13 protein-coding genes are annotated in these 12,759 nt (G+C 44.2%); 7 read left to right on the forward strand and 6 right to left on the reverse strand.

Features of this window, described 5'->3' with window-relative positions; all coding sequences use genetic code 11:
* Positions 1-239: 239 nt before the first annotated feature.
* Positions 240-803, forward strand: a complete 564-nt coding sequence (locus tag ACGHVY_RS18815; RefSeq protein WP_390600652.1) for a porin family protein — start codon at positions 240-242, stop codon at positions 801-803.
* Positions 804-956: 153 nt separating this feature from the next.
* Here ACGHVY_RS18815 and ACGHVY_RS18820 read toward each other — a convergent pair whose 3' ends face one another.
* The 5 genes from ACGHVY_RS18820 to mdh all read right to left on the reverse strand — a co-directional run bounded on the left by ACGHVY_RS18820 (position 957) and on the right by mdh (position 7,078).
* The gene (locus tag ACGHVY_RS18820) at positions 957-2,216 is read right to left on the reverse strand and encodes an ABC transporter permease (RefSeq protein WP_390600654.1); all 1,260 of its coding nucleotides are present in this window, start codon (positions 2,214-2,216) and stop codon (positions 957-959) included.
* A complete protein-coding gene (locus ACGHVY_RS18825) occupies positions 2,217-3,398 on the reverse strand; it encodes an ABC transporter permease (protein ID WP_390600656.1) in 1,182 nt (393 codons plus the stop codon). It abuts the gene before it with no gap.
* 2 nt (positions 3,399-3,400) lie between these two features.
* Complete coding sequence (locus tag ACGHVY_RS18830; protein ID WP_308745547.1) at positions 3,401-4,393, reverse strand: efflux RND transporter periplasmic adaptor subunit; 993 nt, start codon at positions 4,391-4,393, stop codon at positions 3,401-3,403.
* 11 nt (positions 4,394-4,404) lie between these two features.
* A complete protein-coding gene (locus ACGHVY_RS18835) occupies positions 4,405-5,859 on the reverse strand; it encodes a TolC family protein (RefSeq protein ID WP_308745546.1) in 1,455 nt (484 codons plus the stop codon).
* Positions 5,860-6,136: 277 nt separating this feature from the next.
* On the reverse strand, positions 6,137-7,078 hold the full coding sequence (gene mdh, locus ACGHVY_RS18840; protein WP_308745545.1) for a malate dehydrogenase: 942 nt from the start codon (positions 7,076-7,078) through the stop codon (positions 6,137-6,139).
* Positions 7,079-7,262: 184 nt separating this feature from the next.
* On the opposite strand from mdh, the gene ACGHVY_RS18845 reads away from it, so the two are divergent.
* Positions 7,263-8,135 carry a hypothetical protein gene (locus ACGHVY_RS18845; RefSeq protein WP_308745544.1) on the forward strand — a complete coding sequence of 291 codons (873 nt, stop codon included), beginning with the start codon at positions 7,263-7,265 and terminating at the stop codon, positions 8,133-8,135.
* A 207-nt stretch (positions 8,136-8,342) separates the two neighbouring features.
* On the opposite strand, the gene ACGHVY_RS18850 is transcribed toward ACGHVY_RS18845, so the two are convergent.
* Positions 8,343-9,212, reverse strand: coding sequence for an NAD kinase (locus ACGHVY_RS18850; RefSeq protein WP_390600661.1), 870 nt, complete (start codon positions 9,210-9,212; stop codon positions 8,343-8,345).
* Between the two features lie 147 nt (positions 9,213-9,359).
* Here ACGHVY_RS18850 and ACGHVY_RS18855 point away from each other — a divergent pair, with 147 nt between their 5' ends.
* The 5 genes from ACGHVY_RS18855 (at position 9,360) to ACGHVY_RS18875 (ending at position 12,750) form a co-directional block, all read left to right on the forward strand.
* Entirely contained in the window at positions 9,360-10,073 is a 714-nt protein-coding gene (locus tag ACGHVY_RS18855; RefSeq protein WP_308745542.1) for a pyridoxine 5'-phosphate synthase, read from the forward strand.
* Positions 10,073-10,786 (forward strand): MotA/TolQ/ExbB proton channel family protein, encoded by a 714-nt coding sequence (locus tag ACGHVY_RS18860; RefSeq protein WP_390600664.1) that lies wholly within the window; start codon positions 10,073-10,075, stop codon positions 10,784-10,786. Before ACGHVY_RS18855 ends, ACGHVY_RS18860 begins: the two co-directional genes overlap by 1 nt.
* A gap of 80 nt (positions 10,787-10,866) precedes the next feature.
* Positions 10,867-11,283, forward strand: a complete 417-nt coding sequence (locus ACGHVY_RS18865) for a biopolymer transporter ExbD (RefSeq protein ID WP_308745540.1) — start codon at positions 10,867-10,869, stop codon at positions 11,281-11,283.
* Between the two features lie 6 nt (positions 11,284-11,289).
* Positions 11,290-12,168 (forward strand): TonB family protein, encoded by an 879-nt coding sequence (locus tag ACGHVY_RS18870; protein ID WP_308745539.1) that lies wholly within the window; start codon positions 11,290-11,292, stop codon positions 12,166-12,168.
* Between the two features lie 30 nt (positions 12,169-12,198).
* On the forward strand, positions 12,199-12,750 hold the full coding sequence (locus ACGHVY_RS18875) for a DJ-1 family glyoxalase III (RefSeq protein WP_308745538.1): 552 nt from the start codon (positions 12,199-12,201) through the stop codon (positions 12,748-12,750).
* The last annotated feature ends 9 nt before the right edge of the window (positions 12,751-12,759 follow it).

Consider the following 12,759-nt stretch of genomic DNA (forward strand, 5'->3'; position numbering starts at 1 on the left):
ACTGTTTTTGCTTAAATAGTCACACTTTAATAACCTTTATGCTAAAAATAGACTGTTGGCTGCTTTTTTATTTAAAATAAATGAAATATCTTTGCCAGTACGAAACAGACGTTAAATATGGATGGTGTGTTTTGATACTTTGATAAAGTTCAAAAAATTCCCCGCACTAAATTAATGAAACTATTTAATTAACAATGCTGCCCGAAGGGAAGAGGGAAGCAAACTAAAAAAATAATGATATGAAAAAAGGTTTGATTTTTGTGCTATTCGCACTTGTTTCTATCGTTTCTTATTCTCAACTTTCTTGGAATGCCAAAGTAGGTATGAATATGAGTAATCTTACTGGTGATGCAGACACAGACATGAAAATTGGTTTTAATGTTGGTGTAGGTGCAGAATATGCATTTACGGAAATGTGGTCTGTTCAACCATCTTTGATGTTAACTTCTAAAGGTTATAAAGTTGATGGTGTGAAGTGTAATCCAATGTATTTAGAATTACCGATATTAGCTGCTGCAAGATTTGCCGTTGCTGATAATCAGAATGTCGTGGTAAAAGCTGGTCCTTATTTTGCATTTGGTGTTGCAGGTAAATATAAATATGATGGCATTGATGAAAAGGAAGATGTTTTTGGAGATGATGGATGGAAGAGGTTTGATGCTGGTCTCGGTGTAGGTGTTGCTTATGAAATAAGCAAATTCTTTATTGATTTGACTGGAGAATTCGGATTAACTAAAATTGCTGATGGTGACGGCGCTCCGAAGAACATGAACTTCTCTATCGGTGTAGGTTACAAGTTCTAAACAGATTATACTCTCTTTATAATATCTCTTTTAAAAATCCCTCGCTCTATATCTCGGGCGGGGGATTTTCTTATCCTTTTCTGAGAAGGAAAAACGGCATATCTTAATAATAAGAATATACCGTTCGTTTCTCTCTCTCTTGTGTTATTTAGATCAATCGTTAATCTGCTTGGATAAGTTTTCTTTCTCTTTTAGCTCCTTATACCTCTCTATCGCATGTTTGCGGCTCATCAGTATTTGCCAACGATATACCCAACAAGTCGTAAGGAAATAAACACCTGCCTGCAACCACAAAGCTTTATATTCAAAAGCCACTTCACTCAAAGTTGCTCCCATATTATTGATTTTCACAAAGCCATTGATTCCGAAAGTAGACGGGAAGATGTAAGATACATACTTCCAGAACGGAGGAATGGCAGCTCCCGGCCAAGAAATGCCGGAGATAAACAATAAGGGTACGGAGGTAAATACAAAAATCAGCATACACGTCTCCCGATTGCGGATGGCAATGGAAGTTGTCATTGCAAAGAAAATGCAAGCAGCCAAGTAGGGAACAACGAATAACACCAATGAACCGGGCTGTCCGATTTGATTGAGGCTGAATAGGCGCGGCACGATATATAGTACGTAGAAAGACACCAATATATAAACCAGGAAGTAACTCAATCCCTTTCCGAGTACGATTCGTAAAGTTCCGTTATAATGCCGGTTGATAGGTACAAGGTCTTTGAACCGGTTATTCTCGCGGGCGGTTCCGGCAGCAAGACCGATACCGAGCAATAATGTTTGTTGAATAATCAATACCAGTACGGCAGGAATCAGAAAAGCGGCGAATCCGGCAGTCGGATTGAATATCGAAATCTCCTCATACTCTATCGGATAAGCGGTTATTTCATCCTGTCGGTCGGTCGTATTGCCGCTACGGGCTATTTTAATATCCTGGTTCATATCCAGCGAGACGGCAGTATTGGCTATCAGCATGGATTTATAATAAAGCAATCCGCTCATGTCGCAATAGATGCTGACTTGCGTCTGTTTTCCTTTAGCGATGTTATCGCTAAAGTCAGAAGGAATATAGATGATGCCATACGCGTTTCTGTTCTTCAACATTTGTTTGGCTTCCTCCATATCAGCGCAGTAAGATACGATTTGGATATCGGGTGTAGCGTCTACTTTCCGGAGATATTCACGACTCAGGGAGGAATGAGAATCGTCTACAACAACAGCGGGAACTTCACGCACCACTTCATTGTCATAGATGAAGCTATACAGCAATGGATAACCCAACGGGACGAGTATAAAGAATATCAGTACCCCCTGGTCGCGGAAAGTTGTCTGAAACTCCCGCTTCCAGATATAAAACAGGTCATTGATGCCTTGGGCTATCTTATCTTTTAATTTTATATCTTTCATTTAGGGTATATATTTATAGTAAACCAATGCTTCTTTTAAGCGGTGAACCACAAAGAAAGGAAGCATCATGAATATTAATAATGCCATATAGTTGCTCCATGAGTAAGCCATATTATATCCGTTAAGTGCCTGGTCTACATAAATCAGGAAATAATGGCGCAACGGGAACAGATTGCTTAAAGCCTGCAAGACCGGATGCATAGCCATCACCGGAAAAGAAAAACCGGAAATGGAGAACGATATAACTCCCCATAGTGAAGCGAAACTCAGTCCGAGCCGCAGGGTGGGCAGAGTTCCTATCATAACGATGCCGCAACATTGCGATGCCAGTACAAGACATAGCGTTGCGAATATCATAGGAAGGATGCCGCTATTGCAAGGGAAGTGCAGGAATCCGTACAGATATACATTATAAAATATCCCCATAATGAAAAAGACTACCGTGTGTGGAAGCAACTTTCCTGCCAAAGCAATATAAATAGAATTATTACTCATGCGTAACCACTCACGGGCGGTGCGGTCTTTGATTTCCACACCGATAGAGTAAACCGTGACCATGAATATGAGCAACATAAGTACTCCCGGTATCAGCGTATTGCATAGATATACCGAGTAGTTCAGCCACGGATTATTCAATGGATGTGTATCTATCACGATAGGTTGCAGAAATCCCATAGCCTGGCCTTCGGTTGCTCCTTTGGCATATAAGGCGGTACGCGCAGCAGAGCCGGCAGTCAGTTCTCCCATCATTTTCATATCTCTGAAAAGCAGGGAACCTGCAATCAGGTACGAATAATTGGTATAGAAAGAAATCTTAGGTTGCCGCTGGCTTTGTGCTTCCGCGGACAAGCCTTTGGGAATATAAAAGAATCCGTAGATTTTTCCTTCCTGAACGGCGATACGTGCATCTGTTACGTTACTATAATGGGCGACGACACCTGTCTGTGAAAAAGCATCCAGATTGCGCACGATATTGCGGGACGTGGACGAATCATCCATATCCACCACACCGGCAGGAAGATCCTTAGGCAATCCCGTGTCCATTAAAGTAGTGAAGAAGATATAGCAGAAAAGTGGAGCGATAACCATACAGAAGAGATAAAGCGGCCGTGATACCAACCGCCGGCACTCTCTTTGCATGACCTGCCACAATGCTATATATTTCTTTTCTCTCTCTTTCATGGTTATTTATTGATGATGACCGACATACCCGGGCGAAGATTCTCTACCTTTTCCATCGGAGATGCTTTAACTTCAAAGGTTTTCAAGTCAAACTGACCGGTAGTTTTAGTGGCTTTCCAAGCTGCGTAACTACCCAGGTCTTTCATGTAATATACCTTGAGCTTGATTGCTTTATTGTCCAGCGCAGGAACGACTGCTTCAAATTCGGTTCCCATAGTCAGACTTTTAAGCAAATCCTCGCGTACATTGAATGTGACCCACATATCATTGAGCTCGGCAATATTCATAATAGGGGCACCTGTGCCTACCAACTCGCCTACTTTCGGGAAAATCTCGGAAACCTCTCCAGCGGCCGGAGCAATAAGATATGTTTCCTTGATGTAAGATTCGACTTCGGCAACCGCTCCTTTGGCGCGGTTCACAAGAGCTTCCGCTGCCATTTTGTCCTCACGCTCGGCTCCGTTCTTTGCCATGGTGTATTGAGCTTTCGCTGCTTTCTCGGTTGCGATGGCAGCATCACGTTGTGCGGTTACCTCATCCAGTTTTTGCGCAGGCATCACTCCCTGTTCATACAGGTTCTTCACTCTTTTGTATGACTTCTCGGCGATGGTGACTCCGGCTTGTGCTTTCTGCCACATCTCATAAGCTGCTTGGATTTGTTCCTGACGTGCCCCTTTGATGGCTTTCTCGTTCTGTGCTTGTGCAGCGGCTTCGGCGGCGCGTGCCTGTTCCATTTTAGCCACCACGTCCGGCGCTTCCAGAATAGCTAGTGTGTCACCGGCATTTACTTGTTGGCCTTCTTTTACGCGAAACTCCAATATGCGTCCCGGCACTTTGCTTGAAACACGATATTCGGTAACTTCCGCCTGTCCCTGAATGATTTCGGGACCTTTGCGAAGCATGAAGAAGCCAACGACTGCGACGATTGCAATAACTCCCAGTAAAGTAAGGAATGCAAGCAGCATATTACTGTTTTGTGATTTTGTAGTTGCCATATGAGTATAAATTATTTCAAAGTTCCTAATGATTTTTTTAGATAGATTTCTGTCAGTTTCACGTCTATTTGAGCGTCAATCTTTTCCGATTGAGCGGATAACCAGGCTGTTTGTGCTTCAAGAACGTTGCTTGTAGCAATAACCCCCTCTTTGAATCCGAGTGTGGCGTAACGAAGGTTTTCTTCCGCCTTTTCCATGTTCTTGGTAGACATTACCAGCTTTTTACCCGCTTCATTTACCTTGAATGCAGCCTGGTTGACTTGCAGCTCTATTTTTTCTCTGGCGTCTTGAAGCTGGTATTGTGCGATGCGCGCTTCTGCTTTGGCTGCTTTGGTTTTGTAAATACCTTCTCCCCAGTGCCATATAGGTATCTGCACCATGACACCTACGTTCCACATTCCCTTGAATTTGTTCTCAAAACTATTGAAGACAGAAGGGTTCGTGACCATGTAATTCCCCATCAATGCGATGGAAGGAAGATGCTCAGCGCGGGTTACGTTTACTTTTTGCTTGTAAATCTGTGTAGCCAGTTCAAGGCTGCGTATCTCCGGGCGGTTCGCATAGGCGGTGGACATATCGAAATGAGTGTCTGTCGTAAGTAATGGAATATCCTCCATATTTTCGTCTGCTAACGTAATGGGAGAACTGAGGTCAATGCCGCATAGTTGACATAACAACATTCGGGCAAGGCTTAGTCCGTCCTCAACTTTGGTCAGAGTCATTTCCGCCTCATTGACTTTTACCCGTACGGATAAACCGTCCGCTTTGGTGGCTACTCCTTCGGCAATCATCTTTTCCACATCACTGTCCAGTTGTTGCAGGAGTTTCAGATATCCTTCCGCCAGCTTCTTTTTGTTTACCAGCGAAATGACCTGCCAGTAAGCCTGGTCGGTACTCATAATTACTTCCTGCATGCCACCTTGATGTTGCTCCTGGGCTAACTCCTCGGCATACTTTGTAATTTTGTTGTAGGCACGGATTTTGCCACCCATATATAAGGGCTGCGTCAATGTAATGGCACCTGCATACACGTTTCTTGTATCCGTGCGGAGCGCGTCTACTAAAGAATTTCCTGCATTGTTCAGGGCAGAAATCAAGCTGGCGCCTAATTCGGGAATCTTGGATGCAATTTCCGGATGCAGGCTCGCTATAATTCCTGCAGCTTGCTCTAATGGCTGCGCCAGATTATTTCCCACTCCCGAAAGCGCGGCTTTCTGGTCATTGTTCAATAAAGAAAACTCTTTTTGATTTCTCATGTAAGCTCCGGTTGCCGAGAAGCTGGGTAAGTAGTTGGTAAATGCGGCTTTTCGTTGGTAATGGGCGGCATTTATCTTTTCATCGCTTATCAACAGGTCTTTATTGTTGGTAAGGGCTAATGCGCGGCAACTATCCAGGCTCAGTAAAGTTTGCGCTTTTACTATAAAAGTCAGGTTTAACAGAATTGTCAGGAGAAATAGTTTTTTCATCGCATCTTGCATATTAATAAGGTGATACTTCTATTTAATAACCCTGTTCTTATGTAATTTGTTTATTGAAGTAGTCTGTTTTTTTATACTTGTTAGCTTAAACAATAATTGCATAAACAACGATGCAAATGTATGTGCTTTCTATGAAAGCGCAAAAAGAATTAGCTTTTTTTAAAAATATAACAAGACGGGAGGAGGAGGGAAAAAGAAAGAAGGCTGCCCTTCAGTATCGAAGAGCAGCCTTTCTTAATATATAAATGTAAGGGGATTTGCTTTATTAAAGAGCACCTACTTCTTTCAGAGCGGCATTAGTCTTGTGAACAGCAGCAGCGCTTGCAGCAAATTTTGCTTTTTCGTCAGCGTTCAGGTCAAGTTCAACGATTTTTTCAATACCGTTCTTGCCAAGGATTACAGGAACACCGATGCAAAGATCTGATTCACCGTATTCACCTTCCAGGAATACAGAGCAAGGAATCATCTTCTTCTGGTTGTGGATGATTGATTCAACAACAAATGCTCCTGCTGCACCCGGTGCATACCATGCGGAAGTGCCCAACAACTTAGTCAGAGTAGCACCACCTACCATAGTAGCAGCGGCAACTTCGTTCAGTTTTTCTTCTGACAGGAAGTTAGTTACAGGCAGACCTTTGTATGTAGCGAAACGAGTCAACGGAATCATTGTAGTATCACCGTGACCGCCGATAACCATACCTTCTACTTCGTTGGCGTTGCATCCCAAAGCCTGAGACAAGAAATATTTGAAACGAGAGCTATCCAAAGCGCCACCCATACCGATGATACGGTTTTTCGGTAAGCCGAGAGCTTTCAATGACAGGTAAGTCATTGTATCCATCGGGTTAGAAATTACAACAAGGATAGCGTTAGGAGAATATTTCAAGATGTTCTGTGCTACGGATTTAACGATGCCGGCATTCACACCGATAAGTTCTTCACGAGTCATACCCGGCTTGCGAGGAATACCTGAAGTAATTACAACAACGTCAGAGTCAGCAGTCTGAGCATAGTCGTTCGTGCAGCCTACTACAGTAGTGTCGAAACCCAACAATTGGGCTGTCTGCATCATATCCATTGCTTTACCTTCTGATACGCCTTCTTTAACGTCCAGCATTACTACTTCGTCTGCTACTTCATTGAAAGCAAGTACATTTGCACATGTAGCACCTACGTTACCTGCGCCTACTACGGTTACTTTTGACATAATACTTATATATTTAAAAAGTTGATAATTTGTTTCATCTATTTTGCGCGACAAAATTACAACGATAATCCTAATTAAAGAAATTTTTCCGTAATAATTTTAGTTAAAGAAAATGCCTTATTCTATGATACTCTGTTACGAAATGATTACTTTTGCGGCGGTTATCAATTAACACCCTGGAACTATGAGTAAAAAAAGTCTTCTTATTGCAGCTGTAGCTGTTTTGGTAATAGCAATTATTGGTATCACTTATTTATTGTTTACTGAAAAACAAGCTAACCGTGAGTTGGTGCAGGAATTTCAGTTGGACAAGGAAGATTTGGAAAATGAATACACCCGTTTTGCACAACAATATGATGAGTTGAAGACGACAATCTCCAACGACTCTTTGTCTCAATTGCTGGAACAGGAGCAGTTGAAAACCCAGCGTTTGCTGGAGGAACTTCGCACGGTGAAAAGCTCGAATGCAACAGAAATCCGTCGTTTGAAGAAAGAACTGGCTACCCTGCGTAAGGTAATGATTGGGTATATCAATCAGATTGACTCACTGAACAGACTGACTGAACAGCAGAAGCTGGTCATCGCTGATGTGACAAAGAAATACAATCAGGCTTCGCAACAAATCAGCAATCTTGCCGAGGAAAAGAAGAATTTGGATAAGAAAGTGACATTAGCCGCTCAGCTTGATGCCACCAATATTCGTATAGAGCCACGCAACAAACGCGGCAAAGTAGCGAAGAAGGTGAAAGATGTAGTCAAGTTGGCTATCAGCTTCACTGTCGTAAAGAATATAACTGCCGAAAACGGTGAGCGTACCATTTATATACGTATTACCAAGCCGGACAACGATGCATTGACTAAGAGTGCATCCAATACTTTTACTTATGAGAATCGTACACTGACCTATTCTATTAAAAAGTATATCGAATACAACGGAGAAGAACAGAACGTCAATGTATTTTGGGATGTGGAAGAATTTCTATATGCCGGAGATTATCGTGTCGATGTCTTCGAAGGTGGTAATCTGATAGGTTCGCAAACGTTTACATTAAACTAAAAAAAGTTGTTCTATCGGAGAGTAGTACCTTTTTCTACACGTCTTCCCTTTTTTAGAAGCAAGTTCCAGGTTGGTTTCACTTGCTTGAAACTCTAGTTTCAAATGGGCGAAACTTTGGTTTCAAATAATAGAAACTCTAGTTTCAAGTAACAGAAACTTTAGTTTCTCACCGTGAAGCAAAGTGTTTCATCCCATGAAACCAATAGATTATCTTCTGCCATCCGCTCCCCACATCATTTTACTGCGAAGCGTATCGAAAAAGATATGATTAAAGCGTTTCACTACTTTCACGCTATAGTCGGCACGGCGAATAGTGAGCTGAGTCGTTTCCTTGCACGTTTCACTGCTACCATCAATGGCGACCAGAAAGTTATGGCTGCGGCTTTCCACATCTAACGTGATTTCCCAATCATCACGTATGACGATAGGACGGACGTTGAGGCTATGCGGAGCTACAGGAGTAATGACAACAGTGTTGGAGTGAGGAACCATAATCGGTCCGCCCACGCTTAGAGAGTAAGCAGTCGAACCGGTTGGAGTGGCAATCACTAATCCGTCGGCTTGATAAGTATTCAAAAATGCCCCGTTGATGGCAGTACGGATACTAATCATAGAAGAACTGTCCCGTTTAAGTACGGCAATCTCATTTAAAGCATACGGAGAGGTTTGCAGATGAGTGCCGTTGCAGATAAGTTGAAGTACGCTCCGTTCTTCAACGCTGTATCTTCCGGCTTGAATCTCGTTGAATGTCTCTTCCATCTCTTCGGGAGAAATATCAGCAAGAAAACCCAGACGCCCTGTGTTAATGCCAAGAATAGGGATTCCCTTTCTGCCTACCCGGCGGGCAGCTTTCAGGAAAGTTCCGTCTCCGCCGATACTGATTACCATGTCGGCCGTAAAATCGTCACCGTCAAATAACTGGTCGGCTTCGATTTCCATATGCTCTGAAATCAGGAACTGGTAGAACTCCCTGCATACACAGACTTCCGCTCCTTGCTTTTTCAGCAACCGGAACAGATTGGCGGCATGAGAGGACTTTTTAGCCTGATACGTATTTCCGAAGATGGCAAATTTCATAAACTGTATATTGGTTTCGGTTGCAAATTTGGCATTTTTTCTTGGATTTCTACTTTAAATAACCAAAAAAGAACCGAGAATGCGTTTCGTATTATTAGGCAACTAATAATAATATTTGTATTTTTGCGGCAAATATAACGTAGAACTATGACTAAATTAAGTGTAAACATAAACAAGATTGCTACACTGAGAAATGCTCGCGGGGGAAATGTTCCCGATGTAGTGAAGGTAGCGCTTGATTGTGAATCTTTTGGAGCAGACGGTATTACCGTTCATCCTCGTCCCGACGAGCGCCACATTCGTCGTTCGGATGTATATGATTTGCGTCCTTTGTTGCGGACTGAATTTAATATTGAAGGCTATCCGTCACCGGACTTTATAGACCTGGTGCTGAAAGTAAAGCCGCATCAGGTGACCTTAGTGCCCGATGCCCCTTCACAGATTACTTCCAATTCCGGTTGGGATACAAAAGCAAACCTGGAATTTCTGACCGAAGTCCTCGACCTGTTCAACAGCGCGGGTATCCGTACTTCCGTCTTTGTGGCCGCCGACCCCGAAATGGTAGAATATGCGGCAAAAGCAGGTGCCGACCGTGTGGAACTTTACACGGAACCGTATGCAACGGACTATCCGAAGAATCCGGAAGCAGCCATCGCTCCTTTTATCGAAGCCGCCAAGACTGCCCGCAAGCTAGGTATCGGCCTGAATGCCGGACACGATTTGAGTCTTGTTAATTTGAACTATTTTTATAAAAACATTCCTTGGGTGGACGAAGTCTCTATCGGGCATGCATTGATTAGCGATGCACTTTACTTGGGACTGGAACGTACCGTTCAGGAATATAAAAACTGTCTACGCTGATGAATGCAATGATTTTGTTAGCCCAAGGGGCTGTGAATATGGCCGACTCGCTGGCTACCGCCAACCCTGTTCTGACAGAGGTGAACGCTCCTGAAATGAATATGCTTGATATGGCTGTCAAGGGTGGCTGGATTATGATTGTGCTGGGCCTGTTGTCCGTAGTTTGCTTCTATATCCTTTTTGAACGTAACTATATGATCCGTAAGGCGGGAAAAGAAGACCCTATGTTTATGGAACGGATAAAAGACTATATCCACAGCGGTGAAATCAAAGCTGCCATCAACTATTGCCACACGATGAACACCCCTTCGGCACGTATGATAGAAAAGGGAATCAGTCGTCTGGGGCGTCCTATTAACGATGTGCAGGCTGCCATTGAGAACGTCGGCAATATCGAAGTGGCGAAACTGGAAAAAGGCTTGACGGTGATGGCGACCATTTCCGGTGGTGCTCCGATGCTCGGATTCCTCGGTACGGTGACCGGTATGGTGCGCGCATTCTACGAAATGGCAAACGCCGGAAGCGGAAATATTGATATCACGTTGCTTTCCGGCGGTATCTACGAAGCTATGATTACCACGGTCGGCGGTCTGATTGTCGGTATCATTGCCATGTTCGCCTACAACTACCTGGTGATGCTGGTAGACCGTGTGGTGAACAAGATGGAATCCCGCACAATGGAATTCATGGACTTGCTGAACGAGCCCACCTGAAAACTGAACGAGCCCACCTAAAAGTGGAAAAGTAACCGAGAACGTTAATCATTAATCACTAACCACTAAACACTAACAAAGTGGGATTAAAAAGAAGAAATAGAGTATCGCCCAATTTCAGTATGGCTTCCATGACGGACGTCATCTTCCTGTTGCTGATATTCTTTATGATAACCTCTACGGTGGTGTCGCCCAACGCCATAAAAGTGTTGTTGCCTCAAGGCAAGCAGCAGACTTCGGCAAAACCGCTGACAAGAGTTGTTATTGATAAGGACTTGAACTTCTATGCCGCTTTCGGCAATGAGAAGGAGCAACAGGTAGCATTGAACGACCTGACTTCATTCTTGCAGAGTTGTGCGGAGAAGGAGCCTGAAATGTATGTGGCATTGTATGCGGATGAATCAGTACCCTACCGCGAGATAGTGCGGGTGTTGAACATCGCAAACGAGAATCATTTTAAGATGGTGCTGGCTACGCGCCCGCCTGAAAACAAATAAGGAATAATGGACAGAAGAAAAAAGGGTGAATATATAGGAGCGCTGGGTGCACTTTTGGTGCATGTGGCAGTGGTTGCTCTTTTGATTCTGGTGAGCTTTACTGTCCCCCAGCCGGATGAGGACGCGGGTGGAATACCTGTGATGATGGGGGATGTGGAGTCGGCACGCGGTTTCGACGATCCTTCGCTGGTAGATGTGGACGTGCTGGATGAGGATGCGGCAGCCCCTGCGGAGACTGAACCGGAACTTCCTTCCGAACAGGATTTACTGACGCAGACCGAAGAAGAAACAGTCACTTTGAAACCGAAAACGGAAGAACCTAAAAAGGAAACGGTGAAGCCCAAAGAAGTAGCCAAGCCGAAGGAACCTGTGAAAAAGCCTGAGAAAACCGAAGCGGAGAAAGCTGCGGAAGCTAAACGGCTCGCCGAAGAAAAGGCGGAACGCGAACGTAAGGCTGCCGAAGAAGCTGCCCGAAAGAGAGTTGCCGGTGCTTTCGGCAAAGGAGCGCAGATGGAAGGAAACAAAGGAACATCAGCTGGTGGCACGGGAACCGAAGGCAGCAAGGAAGGTAATTCTTCTATCGGAGCCAAAACAGGAACAGGTGGCGAGGGAACATTTGACCTTGGCGGACGTTCTTTAGGTGCAGGCACTCGTTTGCCGAAGCCGGAATGTAATGTGCGGGAGGAAGGACGCGTTGTAGTGAATATCACTGTAAACCCCGCAGGATTGGTCGTAGGGACCAGTGTGAACCTTTCTCTGACGAATACCTCTGACCAGACTTTGCGCAAAGCTGCTTTGGATGCGGCTAAGAAAGCTCGTTTTGAAGCAGTGGAAATGGTGACCAACCAAACGGGAACAATCACCTATTATTTTAATTTTAAATAGAAGTATCATTAACCAAAAATAGATAGCATTATGGGAACTGTGTACGCATTTTTTGCAGATGGTTTTGAAGAAATTGAAGCCTTTACCACTATCGACACACTGAGACGTGCCGGACTGAACGTAGCAATCGTATCCGTCACACCGGACGAAATTGTAGTCGGTGCGCATGACGTGTCTGTCCTTTGTGACGTCAACTTTGAGAATTGTGATTTCTTCGATGCTGAACTTTTATTCTTACCGGGCGGAATGCCGGGAGCTGCTACGCTCGACAAGCATGAAGGATTGCGTAAGTTAATCCTCAACTTCGCTGAGAAAGGCAAACCTATCGCAGCCATTTGCGCGGCGCCGATGGTGTTGGGTAAGCTGGGACTGTTGAAAGGCAAGAAAGCGACTTGTTATCCCAGCTTCGAACAATATCTGGAAGGTGCGGAATGTGTCAGTGAACACGTTGTCCGTGACGGAAACATCATTACGGGCATGGGGCCGGGCGCTGCCATGGAATTTGCTTTGACTATCGTTGACCTGTTGGCAGGTAAAGAAAAAGTAGAAGAACTGGTGGAAGCGATGTGTGTAAAACGCTAAGCTGCCTGT

Origin of the sequence: Bacteroides sp. f07 (genome assembly GCF_042854785.1) — a bacterium.
Lineage (GTDB): Bacteria > Bacteroidota > Bacteroidia > Bacteroidales > Bacteroidaceae > Bacteroides.

Excerpts from the sequence above, each read along its gene's own strand:
- ACGHVY_RS18815 (WP_390600652.1), top strand. The coding sequence starts at position 240 with ATGAAAAAAGGTTTGATTTTTGTGCTATTCGCACTTGTTTCTATCGTT.
- ACGHVY_RS18820 (WP_390600654.1), bottom strand. The coding sequence starts at position 2,216 with ATGAAAGATATAAAATTAAAAGATAAGATAGCCCAAGGCATCAATGAC.
- ACGHVY_RS18825 (WP_390600656.1), bottom strand. The coding sequence starts at position 3,398 with ATGAAAGAGAGAGAAAAGAAATATATAGCATTGTGGCAGGTCATGCAA.
- ACGHVY_RS18830 (WP_308745547.1), bottom strand. The coding sequence starts at position 4,393 with ATGGCAACTACAAAATCACAAAACAGTAATATGCTGCTTGCATTCCTT.
- ACGHVY_RS18835 (WP_308745546.1), bottom strand. The coding sequence starts at position 5,859 with ATGAAAAAACTATTTCTCCTGACAATTCTGTTAAACCTGACTTTTATA.
- mdh (WP_308745545.1), bottom strand. The coding sequence starts at position 7,078 with ATGTCAAAAGTAACCGTAGTAGGCGCAGGTAACGTAGGTGCTACATGT.
- ACGHVY_RS18845 (WP_308745544.1), top strand. The coding sequence starts at position 7,263 with ATGAGTAAAAAAAGTCTTCTTATTGCAGCTGTAGCTGTTTTGGTAATA.
- ACGHVY_RS18850 (WP_390600661.1), bottom strand. The coding sequence starts at position 9,212 with ATGAAATTTGCCATCTTCGGAAATACGTATCAGGCTAAAAAGTCCTCT.
- ACGHVY_RS18855 (WP_308745542.1), top strand. The coding sequence starts at position 9,360 with ATGACTAAATTAAGTGTAAACATAAACAAGATTGCTACACTGAGAAAT.
- ACGHVY_RS18860 (WP_390600664.1), top strand. The coding sequence starts at position 10,073 with ATGAATGCAATGATTTTGTTAGCCCAAGGGGCTGTGAATATGGCCGAC.
- ACGHVY_RS18870 (WP_308745539.1), top strand. The coding sequence starts at position 11,290 with ATGGACAGAAGAAAAAAGGGTGAATATATAGGAGCGCTGGGTGCACTT.
- ACGHVY_RS18875 (WP_308745538.1), top strand. The coding sequence starts at position 12,199 with ATGGGAACTGTGTACGCATTTTTTGCAGATGGTTTTGAAGAAATTGAA.